Here is a 20115-nt window from a genome sequence, read left to right on the forward strand (position 1 = left end):
GATGGCCGGGGCCCGGGCTCGGACGGTGGCGCTTCTGCTCGCTCTCGGCGTCCTCGCCGGGGCCACGGTCAGCTGGCCGGGGATCGGCGCGGCGGCGGCACCGGCCCCGGAGCTGTCCACCCAGGCCCCAGCCGGACCCTGCACCACCGCGGAGTGGCAGGCCGACTTCCGCGCCTGTGTCGCCCGGCTCGCGGAGGTGGCCGAGGACGACGTCACCTGCCGCAACGCCCCGACGCCGACGGCGCCGGACTCCGGCCTCGCCGGCTGGTTCGCGGCCCGCCCGGAGTCGGCTACAGAAGACGGCCGCCAGGGGTTCTACAGCGACTACGGCTACGCGGGATACAGCTACTCCACCTACGACATCGACAGCGGCTGCGCCACCGCGGTGCTGCACCCGGACTACAAGTTCACCAACACGGTCGCCAACGGCGAATTCATGATCGCCACGGCGATCGTCGGCGCCTCGAACGCCCTGCGGGAGCGGGCCTGGGATCCGCGGTCGATGTGGGGCTGGGCCGATCCGCTGGTGGAGCAGGCGACCACGGCGGTCTACCAGAAGGTGTTCAGCGTCTTCGGGATCGTCACCCTCTGCGTGGTCGGGCTCTATCTGCTCTGGCGCTCCCGCCAGTCGGACATGAGCAACGCCATGACGACCGCGGGCTGGGCCCTGCTCGTGATGGTGGCGGTGACCGCGCTGGCGGCCTGGCCGGTGAAGTCCGCCAACGTCGCCGACGGCACCCTGGTCACCACACTGGGGGTGGTCCACGACGCGGTCGGACCAGCCACGAAGGAGATCCCACCAGATCAGTGCCCGGTCCCGAATCCGGCGGCCTGTGCCGACAACCGGCCGCCGGCGGTGCGGGCGAGCGACACGGCCACCGAGACGATGCTCTACCGCAACTGGCTGCGCGGGGTGCTGGGCTCGGCCGACAGCGAGACCGCGAAGAAGTACGGGCCGGCGCTCTACGACGCGAAGTCCTTCTCCTGGCAGGAGGTGGAGAAGCTCCGGGAGTTCCCTGCCACCCGGGAGGCCACCGTCCGGGCCAAGCAACAGCAGTGGGCGCGGGTCGCGCAGCAGATCAAGCAGGAGGATCCGGAGGCGTACGAGTACCTCCAGGGGCTCCGGGACATGGACCGGGTCGGCGCCGGCTTCATCGCGGTGCTCGCCGCGCTGCTCTTCGCGATGTTCGATCTCACCGCGTCGGTGCTGGTACTGCTGGGCTTCCTGCTCTTCCGCTGGGCGGTGATCGCCGCGCCGATCCTCGGCACCGTCGGCCTGCTCCGCCCGGCGAGCGCCGGGCTGCGCCGACTGGGTAACGCGGTGGTCGCGGCGGTCTTCAACATCGCCATCTTCGGCACCGGCGCCGCGATCTACCTCTTCGCCGTGGACCTCATCATGAGCACCCCGACCCTGCCCGGCTGGCTCCAGGTGGTGCTGGTCTGGCTCTGCGGCGTGGTCGGCTGGCTGCTGCTGCGCCCCTACCGACGGGTCACCCAGCTCGGTGGCAAGGGCGGGAGTGCGCCAGACGGCCCAGCCAGCTCCTGGCACCGCCGGTTCTTCCGGGACATGCGCGCCGCGTCCCGCCTCGACGCGGAGCCCCGCGGTGCCGGCGAGCCGAGCTCGGGTCGCCGCGGGGCGGTGGTGGCGGAGCAGCGCAGGCTGCGGCCGGAGGCCCGGCACGAGGAGCTGGCGCCCGCGACCGCGGCTCGGTCGGAGCACCGCGAGCGGCCGGACGGGGCGTCGGCGTCCGGGGAGCGCAGCTCCCCGGACCGCACCACCCCCGCCCCGCGGCGGCAGCGGGCGCCGGCGAGCTGGACCGAGCCGGAGGGCCCGCAGGAGAGCCCCTCCTTCGTCATCTACCGACCCGGTGCGACGAAGCCCGCGCCGGAACGGAGCACCCCCCGGATCCGCTCCGAGGCCCGGTGATCGCGGGTGCGGCGGGCAATCGAAGAGCTCCTCACCCGGGTGTTCCGGTCTCGGGCGGGGATCGCCCTGGCGCTCGCCGTGGTGGTGGTGGGCATCGTCGGCACCACCCGGCTGGTCGTCGGGGCGGGGGCGCCGGGGAGCGGCCTCAGCAACCGCCCGGAGCAGCCGATCACCACGGTGCACCCGACGGTCGGCGACGACGGCCTGATCGACACGCGCTCCCCCACTCCGGTGACCGCGCCCGGGGCGGCGACGCCCGAGCAGGTCGCCGACGAGTTCGTCACCGCCTGGCGAGGGCGCCCGGGGATGACCGCCGAGGCCTGGCACGCCGGGCTACGTCCCCTGGCCACCCCGGCGTTGGCCGAGCAGCTCGCCGACGTGGACCCGGTCGAGGTCCCGACCGGTGAGGTGGCGGGCACCGTGACGGTCAGGGCCCGGTCGGAGCGGGTGGTCGAGGCGCAGGTGCCCTTCGACACCGGCCGGCTCCGGCTGGAGCTGGTGGCGCCGGACGGCCGGTGGCGGGTGGACGCGGTGGACTGGGAGCAGACATGAGCGACGCAGTCGAGCCGAAGCGCGGTCGCCTACGCCTCGGCGTGCTGGCCTTCGCACTCACCGCGGCGCTGACCCTGCTCTGCTGCGCCGGCGGCGCGGCCGCCTTCTTCCTCACCGAACTCGGCGGCGACGACGAGCTCCGGCTCACCACCCAGGAGTGCACCGACGACTTCCGGGTCGAGGTCACCGGGGCGATGCCGCAGATGTCGCAGTACGGTGCGCTCCAGCTCCGCAACGCCGCCCGGATCATTCAGGTCGGGCAGGAGTTGGAGGTGCCGCCCCGCGGTTGGGTGATCGCCGTGGCGACCGCCATGCAGGAGTCCCGGCTGCGCAATCTCGCCAACCCCGCGGTCCGCGGGTCGGAGCAGCTCCCCAACGAGGGCGTCGGCTCGGACCACGACTCGGTGGGCCTGTTCCAGCAGCGGGCGGGCTGGGGCTCGGTCCAGGAGCGGATGACGCCGGAGTATGCGGCCCGCAAGTTCTACGAGAAGCTGGTGGAGGTCCCCGGTTGGCAGCAGCTGCCGCTGACCCGGGCCGCGCAGGCCGTGCAGGTCAGCGCCTTCCCGGACGCCTACGCGAAGCATGAGGCGCTGGCGTCGAAGATCGTCAACTCACTGGCCGGCGGCGCGGCCCGGACCGTGCCGGTCGATGGCGGGCACGCCTGCGACGCCGCGGAGAATGGCCGGATCGCCGCCTCCGGCTGGACCGCCCCGATCCCCGGTGACGTCGGCTCCGGCTTCCGTACCCAGGAGCGGCCGGCGCACCAGGGGGTGGACATCGCCGCCGGCAAGGGCACCCCGATCCAGGCCGCCGCCAGCGGGCGGGTCCTGGTCGCCCGCTGCGACCCGGACCGGGCCGGGAAGCTGAGCTGCGACGTGGACGGCTGGCCGGGCAAGGGCGGCTGCGGCTGGTTCGTCGACATCGCCCACGCCGGAAAGATCATTACCCGCTACTGTCACCTGGCGGAGAAACCCAAGGTCAGCGCGGGCGATTCGGTGCGCGCCGGGGAGGAGATCGGGGTGATCGGCAGCAGCGGCAACTCCTCCGGCCCGCACCTGCACTTCGAGGTGCACACCGATGGTGACCGGAGCAGCGACGGCGCGATCGACCCGGTGCGCTTCATGCGGGAGCAGGGCGCGCCGCTGCGGAGCGTGGAGTGAGGCACCGACGGCGATGACAGACCCCCTCCCCGACCCCTTCCTGGACCAGCCGGACTGGACGCCGCTGCCGCCCCGACCGATCGTGGTGCTGCCGGCCTCCGGCCGGGTCGAGCTGCGCGGGCGTCGGGTGCGGGTCGGCCAACCCGGGCTGGGCTGGCGCGGCGACCTCCGCGCGGACGACCGCGTGGTCCAGGGCGCCCGCACCTACGTGCCGGTCATCGCCGAGCACGAGTGGTACCGCGCCGAGGCCGATCAGGTCGAGGTCTTCGCCCCCCTCGTTCCGGTCGACCGGGTCTGGGTGGAGACGGTCGGGCAGCGGCCGGAGCTGCCGCCCGCGGAGGCCGATCGGCTGGTCTCCCTGGACGCGCCGACGCACCGGGCGCCGACGCCGGTCTTCGAGGCCGACGCCGTCGCAGGCCGGCGGGTCGTGCACGTGGAGGGCGCGGTCGAGCACCGGGACCTACGCGCGGTCACCGAGACCTACTCGAGCGCCGAGGGGGACATCTGCGTCCGGGTGACCCCCGAGGTGGAGTGGTATCGGTGGGCCTGGCGCGGGCAGACCCCGACCACGCTCGAGGTCCCCGTCCACCTGCTCTGGATCGAATAGGTCAGTCCATCCGCGCGCCGGCGCAGACCCGCCAGTCCTCGCCCAGCCGGGTGGTGAAGCGCCACGGCTGCCGCTCGCTGTAGCTGCCACCGTCAACATAGGCGGAGATCACCAGCTCCAGCTCGACGACCGCCTCGTCACCCTCGCGCCCAATCACGATATTTCCCCAGCTGACGGAGATCGGCACCGCGAACCGCACCTCCCGCGCGACCAGGTCCTCGCGCAACGCCCCCAGCTCGGCGACGGACGCTCCCTCGGCGCAGACGAACAGATCGGCGAGCGTGTCATTCCGATCCACGAGGAACGCGCGAAGGTAGTTGTCCACGACTACCTCCGGTGCGCTGCGGTCGGGGGTGGTGGCCCGGTCGTAGAGGACGTAGCCGCCGACGATCCCGCCCAGCACGAGCGCCGTCAGCACGGCGGCGGTCACGGTGAGGACGGTGCGAAGTCGTTGCCGCCGCGGTGGGACCGGCGTCCCCGCTCCTGGTGCGGGCGCCGCGGGTGGGGCCGCCAGCTGCTCCGAGGGAGGCCGCTGCGCCGGTAGGCGGGACACCTGGGAACCGGCGGGGGGCTGCACTGATTCCACCCCCTGAGGCTAACGGCTACCGGCCGCTGGCCCAATGCCCAGATTAGGCAGATCGTGACGGCTTCCTCCCCGCCGGTGACATCGGCAACAACACCGAAGCAGCACCGCGGCGCCTCCGTCGGAACCAGCTCGTCCTGCGCTACGGTCTTCGCGCGGGGTAGGTCGCCGACCTCGCGAAAAGGGGGTGGACGCGGTGGGTCCGAGGAGGCGGGCGAGCCGGGCCGCCGCCCTACACCGGCAGGCTGCCGCCACCGCGCTCGCCGCCGCCGACGTTCTCGACGACATCCGCCCCGCTCCCGCCGACCACGCCCGCCAGTACGAGCTCGCCGACCGGCTGCGGAGCGCCGCCGGTCACCTCGCCCCCGGCTGGGCGGGAGCCGCGCTGGAGACCCTGCCGGCGGAGACCCTCGCCGGGGAGGGGCCACCGCGCTTCGTCCGGGTCGGCACCGCTGCCCCGCTCGACGAGGCACGCTTCCCCGCGCTGGTCCCGCTGATCGGCGCCGGGAACCTGACGATCGACGCCGACACCGGGGATCCGCGGGTGGCGGGCCTGGTCCGGGCCGTCCTGTTCCGACTGCTGGCGGCCACGCCGGCCGGGGCGCTGCTGGTACGCGCCGTTGACGGTACGGGTACCACGCTGACCCCGTTCGCGGCGCTCGCCGACGCCGGCCTCCTGCCGCCTCCGGTTACGGACGTCGCCGGCCTGCGGGCGGTGCTGGCGGAGGCGGAGCGGTGGGTGGCCCCGGCCGGAGACGACCGACGCCGGCACGACCGAGTCCTGCTCCTGGTCGTCGCCGCGCTGCCCGAGTCCACCGGTCACACCGACCTGGCCCGCCTGGAAGCGCTCGCCGAGCAGGGCAGCGCGAGTGGCCTGCACCTGCTGGTGGCGGGGTGGCCGGCGGGCCGCGCTCCGCTGCCACGCGCCGCCTCGCTGACGGTCCGCAGTGCCTACGCGCTGCTCACCGGCCCTCCCGGCACGCTCTTCGGAGCGCCGGAAGCAGACCCGCCAGGCGGGTTGAACTCGCCGGTCTTCCTCGAACCGGACCCCCCGGCAGGCCTCGTTGACCAGGTCTGCCGTCGCCTCGCCGAGCAGGTGGAGGAGGGCTCCCGGCTGACCCTGGCCGAGCTGCTTCCGGAGCCGAGCGAGCCGGTGTGGACGACGAGTTCCCGGGCTGGGATGGCGACGACGGTGGGGGACGCCGGGGGGCGACCGGTCTCCCTGGGCTTCTCCGAGCTGACGCCGCACTGGTTGGTGAGCGGCCGCTCCGACACCAGCCGATCGACGTTTCTCGCCACCACCCTGCTCGGTCTGACTGCCCGCTACGGTCCCGAGGAGCTCGTCCTCTACCTGGCCGACCTCGGTGCCGGGGAGTCCTTCACCGAGTTCCTCCAGACCGAACGCGACCGCTCCTGGATTCCACAGGTCCGGGCCGCCGCCATCACCGCCGACCGGGAGTACGTGCTGGATCTCTTCGACCTCCTGGCCACCGAGGTCCGCCGCCGCGAGGAGGCCGGTACGCGAGCCGGCGGGCAGCGGTACCAGGAGTTGCGGCAGCACCGGGAGCTGCCCCGGATCGTCGCCGTGGTGGACGGCCTACCGCGGCTACTCACCGGCCGGGACCGGATCGCCACCAAGGCCCGGGCCCTGCTCGAGGCCGTGGCGCGCACCGGCCGGTCGTACGGCGTGCATCTGCTCCTGGCCGGGGAGGGAGACCTGGGCCTTCGGGCGCGCGGTGACCGGGATCCACTGCTCGGGCAGTTCCCGGTGCGGGTGGCGCTTCCCGGCGGGGGCGCGGTGTTGGCCTCGACCAACGACTCGGCGGCTGGGCTGGCGGTGGGGAGTGCGGCGGTCAACACCGCGGGCGGCCTCGGGGGGCCGCGCGGCGCCATCCGGGGACACGAACGGGTGGTCCGCTTCCCCGATCCGCTGGATCACTGTGAGGTGGTGGAGGGCCTGCGGCACCGGCTCTGGGAGGCCCGCCCGGAGCGAAGCGCCCCACCAGTCGTCTTCGCCGGTTATGCCCAGCCACAGCTCCGCAACGATCCCCGCTACCGGGCGGCGGTGGCCGGTGGGGCAACCGGGCCGGTGGCGTTGCTGGGCCGGGCGGTGGATGTGACCCGGTCCACGGTGACGGTGTCGCTCGACGCCGCCCCGGGGCGCAATCTGGCGGTACTCGGTGACAGCGTGGCGGCGGCTGGCCTGCTGGTCACCGCGGCCCGCAGCGTCGCCGCCCACCACCAGCCGGGTTCCGCGCGGTTCGTGGTGGTGCCTTCCGCGGACGAAGCGGAGCCGCTCGCCGCGGCCCTCGCCGCCGAGTTGGCCACCCAGCACTCGGTCGAGGTGGTGGATCAGGCTGACCTCCCGGCCGCCCTCGACTCGGCCGAGCCGGCCTACCTGGTCGTCTTCGACCTGGGCGGGCCGGGCTCCGGGCCGGTTCCGCCGGAGCGACTCGCCACCCTGCTCCGGGAGGGGCCACCGGCCGGTCGTCACCTGCTTGGCCGGTGGGGCACCGTACCCTCATTCGCGTCCCTACTCGAGCCAGGAGACGAGTTGACCAAGCTCGCCACAGTCGCCGTCGTGGACGTGCCGGGGGCCCAGCTCGGGGCGCTCTTCGGCCGCCCGGTGGAGTGGCGTCCTCGACCGGACCGCGCGCTGCTCTGGGACGGCCACAGCGAGCAGGGCGTCGTCCTGGTTCCGTTCGCCACGAAGCCGGTCCTGACGTGAGCCGGATACCCATCCAGGATCGGGGCCCGGATCGGCAGCAACCGCCGACCGCCCCGCCGCCGCCGATCCACGTACCGCAGCCGGTCCATCCGCCGGCGGCGACCCACCAGCCGCTTCCCGACCACGAGCCGGAGCCAAGCCACACCGAGGAGCCGACCCACCGGCCGGAGCCCACCCACGACGAAAGGGCCCAGGACGAGGCGGCGGCACCCGAGCCGGTCGAGGTGGCGTGGGCCGAATACCTCGCGGCGACCCGGCAGCTCGACGAGGTACGCCGAAGTGCGGCCACCGCCGCGGGCGAGCAGGCCCGCGCGGTCGCGGCCGCCCGGGAGGAGTTGGCGACAGTCCGGGCCCAGCTGGCCGGGCAGGAGGCGCGGCTGCGCGAGTCCGGCGTACCGCCGATCTCGCTGGCACCGACGCCACCGGAGCTCTCAGCGGCGAGTCGCTCGATGGCGAGTGGGCCGGCGACGGTGCTGGCCGCGCTGCGGGAGGCGGCCGGCCGGGTGGAGTCGGCGAACGCCGCACTGGCCGCCCGCGGGCTGGTCAACCTGGCCGGCTGGCCCGTCATCGCCCGTAACCTGCTCTGCTACGCCCCGCTGGCTCTGCTGATGCCGTTGGTCCAGCTGATCCTGCTCGCCGTCACCGGCCCCAGCACGGTGAGCGCCGCCGCGCTGGTCGTCGGGCTGGCGACGCCGGCGGCGGCGTTCGCGGTGGGCTGGTGGTGCGTGGGGCGCCTCGCCGGACCGGACGCGGCCGGGCAACCGGACCGTACTCCCCGGCTCGGGGCGTTGGTCTGCCTGGTCCCGGCGGTTCTGGCCAGCGCGGTGCTCCTGCTCGCTCTGCTGGGCTGAGCCCGGCGGAACCGTAGCGGTGTCCCGGGGTGGCGGTTGACCGCCGGGCGGGCGGGGTCAGCGCGAGTTGATCAGGGCCATCGCCTCGGCGCGGGTCCTCGCATCCGCTTGCAGGCTGCCGCGTACGGCGGAGGTGATCGTGCGGGCCCCCGACTTCTGGATGCCGCGCATCGCCATGCACATGTGTTCGCACTCCAGGACGACGATCACGCCACGCGGCTGGAGCTGCGCCATCAGCAGGTCGGCGACCTGCGCGGTGAGTCGCTCCTGCACCTGGGGACGACGTGCGAAGACCTCTACCAGCCGGGCCAGCTTGGAGAGACCGGTGATCCGGCCGTCCGTGCCGGGAACGTACCCGATGTGGGCGCTGCCCCGAAACGGCAGCAGGTGATGCTCGCAGAGGCTCATCACATCGATGTCCCGGACCAGCACCAGCTCGTCGTGGCTGGCCTCGAAGGTGGTGCTGAGCACCTGCGCCGGGTCGACCCGGAGCCCGGCGAACAACTCGGCGTAGGCCCGGGCGACCCGGGCCGGGGTCTGCTGCAGCCCGTCGCGGTCCGGGTCTTCGCCGACCGCGATCAGGATCTCGCGGACCGCCTTCTCCAGCCGGACCAGGTCGACACTCTCCTCGACCGGACGGCCGGCGAGCCGGCCACTGACCAGCCGAGCGGCGACATGGTCCAGGTCGCCGTCGGGCTCGGTGGCGGAGGTGGCCAACCCCTGCGGGAGGTTGGCCACCTCGTCGTCGCTGTTCAGTGCGGACCGTCCGAGTTGTTCGAGGCGGCGCCGCTGATGGAGGCGGTGTCGGCCGCGCCCTGCGCCTTGAGCGCCTCGTTCTCGGCGGGCGTCAGAACCGGCGGCTCGGTGGAGGGCTGACGTTTGCCGAACCCGTTGTACGGAGCCATCGGCGGGCGCTTCGCCACCCGGTCGCAGATGCGAGCCATGTCGGCCGTGGAGAGCGTCTCCTTCTCCATCAGCTCCAGCACGATGTTGTCCAGGACGTCGCGGTACTCGACCAGGATCTCCCAGGCCTCGTCGTGTGCCAGTTCGATCAGGGCCCGCATCTCGGCGTCGATCTCGGCGGCGACGGCGTCGGAGTAGCCCCGCTCGTTGCCCATGTTGCGGCCCAGGAACGGCTCGTCACCGCTGCTGCCGTACTTGAGCGCACCGAGCTTGGAGCTCATCCCGTACTGGGTGATCATCGCGCGGGCCAGCTGGGTGGCCTTCTCGATGTCGTTGCCGGCGCCGGTGGTCGGCTCGTGGAACACCAGTTCCTCGGCCGCCCGGCCACCCAGCGCGTAGGCCAGGGTGTCGACCATCTCGGCCCGGGTCTGGGTGTACTTGTCCTCGGTCGGCAGGACCAGGGTGTGCCCCAGGGACCGGCCCCGGGACAGGATGGTGACCTTGTGCACCGGAGCGGCGTGCGGCAGCGCCCAGGCGACCAGCGCGTGCCCGCCCTCGTGGTATGCCGTGATCTTCTTTTCGTTGTCACTCATCACCCGGGTGCGACGCTGGGGGCCGGCGATCACGCGATCGATCGACTCTTCCAGCGACTCGTCGGTGATCGCCCGCTTGTCCCGGCGGGCGGTGAGCAGCGCAGCCTCGTTGATCACGTTGGCCAGGTCGGCGCCGCTGAAGCCGGGGGTGCGCCGCGCCACCGCATCAAGATCAACATCGGGGGTGAACGGCTTGCCCTTGGCGTGCACCCGCAGGATCGCCTTGCGGCCCTCCATGTCCGGCGCGTCCACCGGGATCTGCCGGTCGAAGCGGCCCGGCCGCAGCAGCGCCGGGTCGAGGATGTCCGGCCGGTTGGTGGCGGCGATCAGGATGACGCCGCCCTTGGTGTCGAAGCCGTCCATCTCGACGAGGAGCTGATTGAGGGTCTGCTCCCGCTCGTCGTGACCGCCGCCCATGCCGGCACCACGGTGCCGACCGACCGCGTCGATCTCGTCCACGAAGACGATCGCCGGGGCGTTCGTCTTGGCCTGCTCGAAGAGGTCCCGGACCCGGCTGGCGCCGACACCGACGAACATCTCGACGAAGTCCGAGCCGGAGATGGAGTAGAAGGGCACCCCGGCCTCCCCGGCGACCGCGCGGGCCAGCAGGGTCTTACCGGTGCCGGGCGGGCCGAAGAGCAGCACACCCTTCGGGATCTTGGCGCCGAGTGCCTGGTACTTCGCCGGGTTCTGCAGGAAATCCTTGATCTCGTGCAGCTCCTCGACGGCCTCCTCGGAGCCCGCCACATCGGCGAAGGTCGTCTTCGGCGTGTCCTTGGTGATCATCTTGGCCTTGGACTTGCCGAAGTTAAGCACCCGGGAGCCGCCGCCCTGCATCTGCGACATGAAGAACACCAGCAGGGCCACCAGCAGCAGGATGGGAAGCAGGCTGATCAGCAGGGTCATCCAGATGCTGTCGCGGGAGACATCCGTGTCAGCGGTGCCGGTGATGCGGTTGTTCGCCTCGGCGTCTCGGACGTCGTTCCAGATCTGGTCGCCGACCTCGTACGGGAACTGCGCCTCGATCCGGTCGGTGGTGGTATCACCGAACTTGGCCGGCTCGGCCAGCTTCAGCTGGAGCGTCTGCTCCTTGTCGGCGAAGACGGCCTCCTCAATGCCACCCTTGTCGAGCTGCTCCAGCGCAACGGAGGTTTCCACCCGGTGGTATTCGGGCTCATTGAAGGCCACGGCATAGAGCAAATAGGCGCCGAGGATGACCAGCAAGATCCAGACCACCGGTCGGCGGAAGAAACGCGTACGTTCCATACTGTTGTCGAGCGCCGAGACGCTCGCATCCTCCTGATCGACGTCCGGACCGTCTGAATAGTGTCGCCGCCAGCGCGGCGGCTGAGCCGCCGCGCGGGCCGATCTGACCCCCGGGGCACCACATCGCGCCACGGTCACTCGACGGTACACCGTTCGTGCCGGAAGCGAGCATGCCAGCCCCAGCACTTACGCGTAGGGCGAACCGGGGTTCCCGCCAGCGGGACGCAAGCTCCGTACCCGGCTCCTCCACCGCCCGGTCCCGCGGTGGGGGAGGTCGGGCGGGGAGATTTCCTCCACGCCACCGATCTCCAGCCTAGTCCGTGCGGCTGAGAGTCCGCTGAACGTCAAAGCGAGCTCCCCTACCGGGCGTAGACCTCGGGTCGGAGTACGCCGACGAAGGGCAACTCCCGGTAGCGCTCGCCGAAGTCGAGCCCGTAGCCGACGACGAACTCGGTCGGGATGTCGAAGCCGACGTACTTGACCGCGACCGGCACCTTCACCGCCTCCGGCTTGCGGAACAGCGCGACCACCTCGACGCTCGCCGCCGAGCGGGACTCCAGATAGCGCAGGAGCCAGGAGAGGGTCAGCCCGGAGTCGACGATGTCCTCCACCACGACCACATGCCGGCCGGCGATGTCCCGGTCCAGGTCCTTGAGGATCCGCACCACGCCGGAGGAGGTGGTGCCCTGCCCGTACGAGGAGATCGCCATGAACTCCAGCTCGGCCGGGGGGCCCTGCCGGCCCAACTCCCGGGCGAAGTCGGCCATGAACATCACCGCGCCCTTGAGGACGCAGACGAGCAGCAGCCCGTCCTCAACGTCGGCGTAGTCCGCCGATATCTGCTTGGCCAACTCCGCCGTCTTTTCGCGGATCTGCGCCTCCGAAATGATCACGTGGTCGATATCGGCGTCGTACCAGGAGCCGTCAGCCATGGCTCCTAGCCTGCCGTACGCACGACGGTCTCCGTCGGCGGGGCCGCTCCTTTTATACGACCCAGGCCGGGTTTCTCCGCAAAGACCGGCAAACAGGACCGACCCCGCTCCGCTGACCAGGGAAACTCCCTCCGGGTCACACCTGCGCGTCCGGGTTGACCGCGGCGAGCCGACCCGCCTGGCGGAGCACCCGTAGCCCGCCCGGCAGGTGCGCCGCCCCCTGCCCACGCCAGCCGGTGATCAAAGCCTCCAACGCGCCCACATGCCGGTGCGACAGGGCGGCGGGGCGCGCCCCCAGCTCCCGGGCCCAGGCGTGCAACACCCGCCCCCGGACCGCCGGCGCCAGCTCCGCGAGCCCGCCCACGCAGAGCCCGCCGTCGGGGTGCCGTACCCCGTCCAGCGCGGCGCTGGCCTGCTCGTCCAGCGCCGCCGTGTCAACGGCGACCAGCCGGGCGGTACGGGCCAGGTTGTCCAGCACCGCCGGGCCGAGTGCCCGCACCAGCACCGGCAGCACCTCGGCCCGGACCCGAGCGCGGGCGTACGCCGGATCGGCGTTGTGCGGGTCCTCCCAGGGGTCGAGCCCCAGCGCCGCACAGGCCGCCCGGGTCTGCTCCCGCCCCACCTCCAGCAACGGGCGCAGCAGCAGCACCGGGCCGAGCCGCCGCTGCGCCGGCATCCCGGACAGGCCGCGCGGGCCGGCGCCGCGCGCCATCGCCAGCAGCACCGTCTCCGCCTGATCGTCACGGGTGTGCCCGATGAGTAGCGCCGCCGCCCCAGTCGCGCCGGCCACCTCGGTCAACGCCCGGTAGCGGGCCGCCCGGGCGGCGGCCTCCGGGCCGCCGGGCCGCCCAGACACGTCCACCCGGACCACCTCGACCGGGGCAAGGCCGGTCGCCCGGGCCCAGTCGGCCACCGCCGCCGCCCGCTGCGCGGAACCCTCCTGCAGGCCATGGTCAACGGTGACCAGACCGGCGGATCGCCCGAGTCGGGGTGCCACGAAGGCGGTCGCGGCGGCGAGAGCGAGCGAGTCGGCTCCCCCGGAACAGGCCACCAGGACCGGACCCGGACCGGGGAGCTCGATCAGCGCATGCCGGACCGCGCGGCGGATCGCGGCGACCGGTGGGGCGAGTGCGGCCACGGGCGGTCGGTCAGTCGCCGGCCGGGAGCGGGCCGGCCGGCCCGTGCACCCGGGCCACCCAGGCGTCCGGGTCGCTGAGCTCGGCGAGGCGGGGCAGGGTCAGCGGTGAGGCGAAGACCCGGTTGAAGCCCGCCATGCCGACCCGCTCGACGACACCGTGGACGAACCTCCGCCCCTCGGCGTACTGACGCAGCTTGACCTCCACCCCGAGCAGCCGACGGAGCGCCTTCTCCACTGGGTTGCCCGACTCCCGACGGCGGTTGAACGACGCCCGGATCCGCTCCACGCTCGGGATCACCTGCGGCCCCACGCCATCCATCACGAACTCGGCGTGCCCCTCGAGCAACGTCATCAGCGCGGTCAGCCGATCCAGCACCGCCTTCTGGGCCGGAGTCTGGACGATGTCCAGGACGCTGCCGCGACCGGCCGGCTCCCGCACCGCGTCGGCGAGGAGAGCGACGCCGCGCCGCAGCCGCTCGACCAGCGGATCGGCGCCGGCGCTGGAGGCGTCGACGAAGGCCTGCACCTCACCGAGAAAGTGGGCCCGCAGCCACGGCACCGCGGTGAACTGGGTGCGGTGGGTGACCTCGTGCAGACAGACCCAGAGCCGAAAGTCGCGGGGCTCGGCGGCCAGCTTCCGCTCCACCTCGACGATGTTCGGCGCGATCAGCAGTAGCTGGCCCGGTTCGCCGGAGAAGACCTCGTACTGGCCGAGGACCCGGCCGGAGAGGTACGCCAGCACCGTGCCGGCCTGCACGCCGGTGATTCGGGAACCGATCGCCTCGGTCAGCACACCAGGCTGCTTGTCTCCCGCGAGGCGACCGACCAGGGGGCCGATGACCTCGCGCAGCCCGGCGATGTTGGTCGCCGCCCAGTCTCGACGGTCCACCACCTGCACCGGCGGATGCGACACCTGCGATCGGAGCCCGGTGAAGTCGCCGACGTGCGCGGCCGCCTCGTCGGTCAGCCGTCGCAGGTCGCCGACGACCTCCGTGGCCTCGGCGTAGGAGACGCGCGGGCCCGTCTTGCCGAGCGTCCCCGCGGTCGCCGCGGCCAGATCCCAGTCCACGAACTGCGCCATGGGCCCACCGTACCCGTGCGCTCGTACGCCGACCGGGGCCACGACGGTCGCGCTCCGGTCCCTTAACCACCGCGCCGGAGCGCACCGAGGTCAACGGCAGCCGCAGGAGGCGAGGGCCGCGGCGATCCGGTCCAGCTCCAACCGGGTCGCCTTCATCCCGTCGGGAGGTGCCCGGTCGGTGAGCACCGCGAAGGTGAGCAGGCGCCCGTCCGCGGTCGTTACCAAGCCGGCGATCGCGTGGACTCCGGTCAGCGTGCCGGTCTTGGCACGGACCATCCCAGCCCCGGCCTGCGCCGCGACATCGGTGTAGCGGTCGGCGAGGGTGCCTGACCAGGCCGCGACCGGCAGGCCGCCGAAGAGCGTCGCCAGCTCCGGACGGCTGCCGTCGGCGGCGAGCCGGATCAGTTCGGTGAGCAGCGACGGGCTGATCCGATTACTGCGGGACAGGCCACTGCCGTCGGTAAGGGTGAGCGCGTCGATCGGCAGCCCCAGCTCCCCCGCGACCGCCTCCATCGACTCCCCCGCACCGGAGAAGGACGCCGGCTGCTCCCGCGCCAGGGCCACCTGCCGGGCCAGGGCCTCGGCCACCACGTTGTCGCTTTCGGCGATCATGATGTCGACCAGTCGCACCATCGGCAGCGACTGCACCACGCCCAGCTCGCTACCGGGCGCACCCGCCGTCGCATCCGCGCCGGCCTCGGGCGCCGGGCCCAGCTCGACCGCCTCCACCGGTACGCCCAGCAACCGGGCGAACGCCTCGGCGGCGTGCAGGTCCGGCTCCGGCACCCGTTCGGCGGCGTGAACACCGTTGTCGTGGTCCCGTTTCGCCTGCTCCAGGTCACTGCGGGCACCGTCGGTCATCAACGCGGTAATCGCCGAGCCGTACCCACCCGTAGGAATGTCGTCGTCCCAGCCGGATGCGTGCACCGGCCCGGTGTACAGCGACGAGTCGACCACGACCCGCGTCGGGGCGACGCCGCCAAGCGCGGCCTTCACCTGCGCGGCCAGCTCGTCAAGGCGCGCCGCGCCCGGGTAGAAACCGGCGTCGTCCACGGCGAGCGTCGGGTCGCCGCCGCCAATGAGCACGACCTCGCCGGGGGCCGTCCCGGCGACCGCCCGGGTGGGGATCCGGTGCCCCGGGCCACGCGCGGCGAGCACGGTCGCGGCGGTGACCAGCTTGGTCACGGAGGCGGGTACGGTGCCGTCCCCAGCGCCCTGGTCATACAGAATCGTCCCGGTCGCGACGTCGGTGACCGAGACGTTGGCCCGGTCGCCCAACGCGGCGGAGCCGACCAGCGGGTCGAGCACGGCGCGCACCTCGGCGGCGGCAGGTTCGGGCGCGTTCTGGTCGGCCCCGGCCAGCACCGCCGGCGGCGGCCCCGCGGCGGGCTGCTCCCCGGCATCGCCGGCACGCCACTCGGCCGCCGGGCCCGGCCACACCACGGTCACCCCGACCGCGGCCAGCGCGAGGAGCACCACCGCGGCCAGCACGGCCGGCAGTAACCAGCGCCGCGGCCGACCGGACGAGGCCGAGCCGGACGGTACGGGGACGCGGCTGCCGCCGTCGACGGACGCCGCCGACGGCGGCAGCCCGGCCGGGCCAGGTCGATCCGACGGCGTTCCCGGTTCCGGACCGGCGGGGCGGTGGTCGGGGTGGGCCTGGGGCACCGGCACCCGCCCAATCGCGCTGTCGCCAGCAGATCTACCGGTCTCCCGTCCAGTTCCCCCCTCCGGACGGTAGTGTGAATCTTCCCTCCCCACGACCCCCTCCTCGCCCCACGGAACCTGCTTGGGTGACACTACTTCGGTCCGAAGACTATGCGGCTACCGGACCGGCGGGCGGGGATTCCACCCTGTCCGGCGACGAATGCCGCCGGTCAATGCCAGCGTGGGCAGACGAGGAGCGTGCAGATGGATTTCGACGTCACGGTTGAGATCCCGAAGGGTCACCGCAACAAGTACGAGGTTGACCACGTGACCGGTCGGATCCGGCTGGACCGCACCCTCTTCACCTCCACGCAGTACCCAGCCGACTACGGCTTCATCGAGGGCACCCTGGGCGAGGACGGCGACCCGCTGGACGCCCTGGTGCTGGTCCCGGAGCCGACCTTTCCGGGCTGCCTGATCCGGTGCCGCACCATCGGCATGTTCCGGATGACCGATGAGAAGGGTGGCGACGACAAGGTCCTCTGCGTCCCGTACGAGGACCCGCGTCAGGAGCACCTCCGCGACATCCACCACCTGGGCGAGTTCGACCGCCTGGAGATCCAGCACTTCTTCGAGGTGTACAAGGATCTCGAGCCCGGCAAGTCTGTCGAGGGCGCTACCTGGGTGGGCCGGCAGGAGGCGGAGGAGGAGATCGTCGCGTCCATCCGGCGCGGCCGGGAGGCCGAGGAGCACGGCGGCTCCGCGCACTGACCCTCCACCACCGGCGGGCCCGGGGGCGCTCAACCGAGCAGCCCCCGGGCCCGTTCGTATGGTCAGCCGACGACCGAGAGCACCCGCCGCCGACGTGGCCGATGTTGCCGGGATATACCTGTGGGGCCGCGGGAACCGGTAATCTCCGACTGTTATGGCTGGGTTGGTCGAACGCGAATGGTCGAGGACGTGACCGGGGTACGGCGTGGTAGCAGGTCCGCCACCCGCCGGGGCGCCCGGCGGACGTGGCTCTCGCTGACGTCGGTCGCCGTCGCCGTCGCCGTGCCGGTCGCCGTCGTCCCGCACACCGGACAGGTCAACACCGCCCTCCCCGGCCACATTGGGCAGATCGCCGCGGGCGGCCCCGGCCACTCGGCTGGCCGGATCCTGGCCGAGCAGACCGAACACTCCGCCGACCAGGTTCGCGACGACCAGTGGCAGCTGGACATGTTGCGCGCCAGCACGGCGTGGCGCACCTCGACCGGGGCCGGGGTGGTGGTGGCGGTCATCGACTCCGGTGTGGATGCCAGCCATCCGGACCTGGCTGGGCGGGTGCTACCCGGTCTCGACCTGGTCGAGTCGGCGAGCACCGCCGACCCGGATCCGGTGGGGCACGGGACGGCCGTGGCCGGGCTGATCGCGGGCCGCCATGACGACGACCGTGGGGTGGTGGGCCTCGCCCCCGATGCCCGAATCCTGCCGGTACGGGTCCTGGACGCGGAGAACCGCTACGACGACGCGTTGATCGTGGCGAACGGCGTACGGTGGGCCGTTGACAACGGCGCCCGGGTGATCAACCTGTCGCTCGGTGGCAGCAGCGCCAGCCCGGCCCTGGCCGCCGCGCTGGACTACGCGTTCGCCCGGGACGTGGTGGTCGTCGCCTGCACCGGCAACGAGACCGCATCGAACTCCAGCACGGTCTGGTACCCGGCCCGGGAGCCGGGGGTGGTCGCGGTCTCCGGGCTGGACCGGGAGAGTGACCAGCTCTGGTCCGGCGCGATCACCGGCCGGGAGACGGTGCTCTCCGCGCCCGCGAGCGGTCTGGTGGGCGCGCGGCCGCCGGACGGGTACTGGCGGGTTCAGGGCACCAGCTTCGGCACGCCACTGGTCTCGGCCACCGCCGCGCTGATCCGGGCCCGGTTTCCAGAGATGCCCGCCGGCGATGTGATCAATCGAATGCTGCGTACCGCTCGGGACATCGGTCCCACCGGGCGGGACGACAGCTTCGGGTACGGGCTGGTTGACCCGGTCGCGGCGCTGACCGACGAGGTGGAGCCGATCGGGCTCAACCCGCTGGACGACCAGTCCTCGCCGGGGGTGGTCGGCTTCGGTCCGGCGCCGAGCGCGGCCAGCACGGATACCGGCCCGGCTGGGCTCGAGTTCATCCCGGCTGCCTCGTGGGAGCCGTAGCCGGCCCCCCGCACCGGAATGACCGGTCGCGATCCGGGTAGACGCAGGTATGCGCGCGCCCGGCCTCGGTACCGCCGCCCGGCCGTCGTGGCGCGACCGCCGCCTGCACCCCGACGACGGGTTGGGCTTGCGGCTGACCCTCGCCGTTGTCTCCGCGTTCCTGGTGCTGGTGCCGTTTCTACTCGCGCTGCTGGTGCTGGCGTCCTGGTCGCCGCTGCGCCGGCTGGACCGGGCGGTGACCGAGACGCTCGTCGGCTACGGGCTGCGGCATCCGGGGTGGGCCGAGGCGCTGAACATGTGGACCGAGGTCTTCGCACCGATGCCGCTACGGTTGGGCGCGCTGGTGGTGGTGGGCTGGCTGGCCCGGCGTCAGGCTCGGCAACTGGCGCTCTGGGTGACCGTCACCATGACGGTCGGCGGGCTGCTGAGCCCGTTACTCAAGCTGCTCGTCGGGCGTCCCCGGCCGGAGTTCCCGAAGCCCCTGGCCCAGGCGGTCGGGCTCGCGTTTCCGTCCGGGCACGCGCTGAACGCGACGCTCGCCGCGGGCGTGCTGCTGGTGGTCTTCCGACCTAGGCCGGGCCGCTCCGTCAAGCGGTGCGCGGTCTGGGCCGCCGCGCTCCTCCTCGCCCTGGTGACCGGATTCAGCCGGGTGGCGTTGGGCGTGCACTGGAGCAGTGACGTGGTTGCCGGATGGTTGCTGGGTACCGCGGTGGTGGCCGCGACCGCCGCGGTGTTCACGGTCTGGCGGGCCACCCCACCGCACCGTCGTTGAGGCGCTCAGGTGCACTCACCGGTGCTGACGCCGCGCACACTCTCGACTCCGGCCAGGGCGACCGAGCGGGCCTCGGCCGCGGTCACCGCGAAGCCGGTGTTCGGGTCGTCGGCCGCCGCCGCGAAGATCACCCCGAGCACCAGGCCGTTCGTGGAGACCAACGGGCCGCCGGAGTTCCCGCTCTGCACCAGGGCCCGGATCGTGTAGACCTCCCGGGTCACGTTCCCGCTGGAGTAGATGTCCGGGCCGGTGATCTCGTCAACCTCCCGGACCCGGGCCGACTGCGCGTTGTACGGGCCGTCGAGCGGGAAGCCGAGCACGATCGCATCCGCGCCGCTGCCCTCGTTGCCGGCGGCGAACCGCATCGACGGGCCGGGCAGGCCCGGGACGTGCAGGACTGCCAGGTCCCGGTCCGGGTCATACACCACCACCTGAGCGTCGTACCGTTCGCCGTTGAGCTCGACGACGGTGGAGCGGGTTCCGGCCACCACGTGCGCGTTGGTCATCACTCGGTCGTCGGCATAGACGAAGCCGGAGCCCTCCAGGCGGCGGGAGCAACTCGGGGCGGAGCCGAGCACCTTGACCACGGAGCTCCTGCTGTTGGCCACCACCTGCGATCCGATGAGTGCGGGGTCGGGCGGGGCGACCTGCCGGGCGCGGGTGGGCGCCAGGGCACCGAAGACATCCGGGAAGCCGTTGGTGTCGACGGTCTCCCGCAACGCGGCGGAGAGCTCCTGCGCCTGGTCGGGCAGGACCCGGTCCACCACGGTGAGCAACGCGCTGTTGCGGACCGCGGAGGCCAGCCAGGGTAGCGATGACGAGCCCAGTGGGACCGCGACCAGCCAGGCGACCAGGAGCACGGCGAAGAGCGAGACGAAGGCGCCGCCGATATCGTCCGCCTGCCGCCCGACGTCACTGCTGATCGTGCGTCGCAGATGCGTACCGAGCCAGCCGGCGAGGGCCTGCCCCACCACCGCCAGCCCGAAGATCGCCACCAGTGAGACCAACACCCGGGTGCCGCTGTCCAGGAACTGCTGGGCGAGCCGGGGGCCGAGTTGTAGGCCGGCCAGCGCTCCGAGAAAGAACCCGGAGAGCGACAGCACGCCGGTGACGAAACCCTGACGGTATCCGCTGATCGCGAACACGAGCATGAGCATGAGCAGTACGAGATCCACGGCGGACACGGGTCAAGCC

Annotated in this window: 17 protein-coding genes; 9 read left to right on the forward strand and 8 right to left on the reverse strand. The window is 72.7% G+C overall.

Annotated features, from left to right (window positions below; genetic code table 11):
• Position 1: 1 nt before the first annotated feature.
• From AC1UKG_RS16315 to AC1UKG_RS16330, 4 genes are read left to right on the forward strand one after another with little or no spacing between them, the layout of a single operon-like run.
• Positions 2-1927 carry an MFS transporter gene (locus AC1UKG_RS16315; protein WP_482642450.1) on the forward strand — a complete coding sequence of 642 codons (1926 nt, stop codon included), beginning with the start codon at positions 2-4 and terminating at the stop codon, positions 1925-1927.
• A 6-nt stretch (positions 1928-1933) separates the two neighbouring features.
• Positions 1934-2479, forward strand: a complete 546-nt coding sequence (locus AC1UKG_RS16320; RefSeq protein ID WP_482642449.1) for a hypothetical protein — start codon at positions 1934-1936, stop codon at positions 2477-2479.
• Complete coding sequence (locus AC1UKG_RS16325; RefSeq protein WP_482642448.1) at positions 2476-3639, forward strand: M23 family metallopeptidase; 1164 nt, start codon at positions 2476-2478, stop codon at positions 3637-3639. Before AC1UKG_RS16320 ends, AC1UKG_RS16325 begins: the two co-directional genes overlap by 4 nt.
• Positions 3640-3652: 13 nt before the next feature.
• Complete coding sequence (locus tag AC1UKG_RS16330) at positions 3653-4246, forward strand: hypothetical protein (protein ID WP_482642447.1); 594 nt, start codon at positions 3653-3655, stop codon at positions 4244-4246.
• Position 4247: 1 nt separating this feature from the next.
• On the opposite strand, the gene AC1UKG_RS16335 is transcribed toward AC1UKG_RS16330, so the two are convergent.
• Positions 4248-4823 carry a hypothetical protein gene (locus tag AC1UKG_RS16335; RefSeq protein ID WP_482642478.1) on the reverse strand — a complete coding sequence of 192 codons (576 nt, stop codon included), beginning with the start codon at positions 4821-4823 and terminating at the stop codon, positions 4248-4250.
• A gap of 193 nt (positions 4824-5016) precedes the next feature.
• On the opposite strand from AC1UKG_RS16335, the gene AC1UKG_RS16340 reads away from it, so the two are divergent.
• Both AC1UKG_RS16340 and AC1UKG_RS16345 read left to right on the forward strand, forming a co-directional pair.
• A complete protein-coding gene (locus AC1UKG_RS16340; RefSeq protein ID WP_018745193.1) occupies positions 5017-7557 on the forward strand; it encodes an FtsK/SpoIIIE domain-containing protein in 2541 nt (846 codons plus the stop codon).
• A complete protein-coding gene (locus AC1UKG_RS16345; protein WP_018815098.1) occupies positions 7554-8408 on the forward strand; it encodes a hypothetical protein in 855 nt (284 codons plus the stop codon). The genes AC1UKG_RS16340 and AC1UKG_RS16345 overlap by 4 nt, the downstream gene beginning before the upstream one ends.
• A 57-nt stretch (positions 8409-8465) precedes the next feature.
• Here AC1UKG_RS16345 and folE read toward each other — a convergent pair whose 3' ends face one another.
• The 6 genes from folE to dacB form a co-directional block, all read right to left on the reverse strand.
• Complete coding sequence (gene folE, locus AC1UKG_RS16350) at positions 8466-9125, reverse strand: GTP cyclohydrolase I FolE (protein ID WP_026271659.1); 660 nt, start codon at positions 9123-9125, stop codon at positions 8466-8468.
• Positions 9126-9160: 35 nt separating this feature from the next.
• Entirely contained in the window at positions 9161-11170 is a 2010-nt protein-coding gene (gene ftsH, locus AC1UKG_RS16355) for an ATP-dependent zinc metalloprotease FtsH (protein WP_018815097.1), read from the reverse strand.
• Between the two features lie 359 nt (positions 11171-11529).
• Positions 11530-12102: a hypoxanthine phosphoribosyltransferase gene (hpt, locus tag AC1UKG_RS16360; protein WP_018731390.1), complete on the reverse strand. Its 573-nt coding sequence runs from the start codon at positions 12100-12102 to the stop codon at positions 11530-11532.
• A 136-nt stretch (positions 12103-12238) separates the two neighbouring features.
• Positions 12239-13240 (reverse strand): tRNA lysidine(34) synthetase TilS, encoded by a 1002-nt coding sequence (gene tilS / locus AC1UKG_RS16365; protein WP_482642446.1) that lies wholly within the window; start codon positions 13238-13240, stop codon positions 12239-12241.
• Positions 13241-13250: 10 nt separating this feature from the next.
• Entirely contained in the window at positions 13251-14321 is a 1071-nt protein-coding gene (locus AC1UKG_RS16370) for a zinc-dependent metalloprotease (RefSeq protein WP_018745188.1), read from the reverse strand.
• A 90-nt stretch (positions 14322-14411) separates the two neighbouring features.
• Complete coding sequence (gene dacB, locus AC1UKG_RS16375; protein WP_482642477.1) at positions 14412-15812, reverse strand: D-alanyl-D-alanine carboxypeptidase/D-alanyl-D-alanine endopeptidase; 1401 nt, start codon at positions 15810-15812, stop codon at positions 14412-14414.
• Positions 15813-16232: 420 nt separating this feature from the next.
• Between dacB and AC1UKG_RS16380 the strand changes: the two genes are divergently transcribed.
• The 3 genes from AC1UKG_RS16380 (at position 16233) to AC1UKG_RS16390 (ending at position 18921) form a co-directional block, all read left to right on the forward strand.
• Positions 16233-16739, forward strand: coding sequence for an inorganic diphosphatase (locus tag AC1UKG_RS16380; protein ID WP_018731386.1), 507 nt, complete (start codon positions 16233-16235; stop codon positions 16737-16739).
• A gap of 177 nt (positions 16740-16916) precedes the next feature.
• On the forward strand, positions 16917-18149 hold the full coding sequence (mycP, locus tag AC1UKG_RS16385; protein ID WP_018815093.1) for a type VII secretion-associated serine protease mycosin: 1233 nt from the start codon (positions 16917-16919) through the stop codon (positions 18147-18149).
• A 49-nt stretch (positions 18150-18198) separates the two neighbouring features.
• Positions 18199-18921: a phosphatase PAP2 family protein gene (locus AC1UKG_RS16390; RefSeq protein WP_018745185.1), complete on the forward strand. Its 723-nt coding sequence runs from the start codon at positions 18199-18201 to the stop codon at positions 18919-18921.
• A gap of 5 nt (positions 18922-18926) precedes the next feature.
• Here the strand turns inward: AC1UKG_RS16390 and AC1UKG_RS16395 are convergent, their stop codons facing one another.
• A complete protein-coding gene (locus AC1UKG_RS16395) occupies positions 18927-20105 on the reverse strand; it encodes a MarP family serine protease (protein WP_482642445.1) in 1179 nt (392 codons plus the stop codon).
• Between the last annotated feature and the right edge of the window lie 10 nt (positions 20106-20115).

Source organism: Salinispora sp. CH2A1_6 (genome assembly GCF_056820975.1).

Coding starts and splice junctions, on each gene's coding strand:
- AC1UKG_RS16390 (WP_018745185.1), top strand. CDS start 18,199: ATGCGCGCGCCCGGCCTCGGTACCGCCGCCCGGCCGTCGTGGCGCGAC.
- AC1UKG_RS16380 (WP_018731386.1), top strand. CDS start 16,233: ATGGATTTCGACGTCACGGTTGAGATCCCGAAGGGTCACCGCAACAAG.
- AC1UKG_RS16325 (WP_482642448.1), top strand. CDS start 2,476: ATGAGCGACGCAGTCGAGCCGAAGCGCGGTCGCCTACGCCTCGGCGTG.
- mycP (WP_018815093.1), top strand. CDS start 16,917: ATGGTCGAGGACGTGACCGGGGTACGGCGTGGTAGCAGGTCCGCCACC.
- AC1UKG_RS16330 (WP_482642447.1), top strand. CDS start 3,653: ATGACAGACCCCCTCCCCGACCCCTTCCTGGACCAGCCGGACTGGACG.
- AC1UKG_RS16315 (WP_482642450.1), top strand. CDS start 2: ATGGCCGGGGCCCGGGCTCGGACGGTGGCGCTTCTGCTCGCTCTCGGC.
- hpt (WP_018731390.1), bottom strand. CDS start 12,102: ATGGCTGACGGCTCCTGGTACGACGCCGATATCGACCACGTGATCATT.
- AC1UKG_RS16370 (WP_018745188.1), bottom strand. CDS start 14,321: ATGGCGCAGTTCGTGGACTGGGATCTGGCCGCGGCGACCGCGGGGACG.
- ftsH (WP_018815097.1), bottom strand. CDS start 11,170: ATGGAACGTACGCGTTTCTTCCGCCGACCGGTGGTCTGGATCTTGCTG.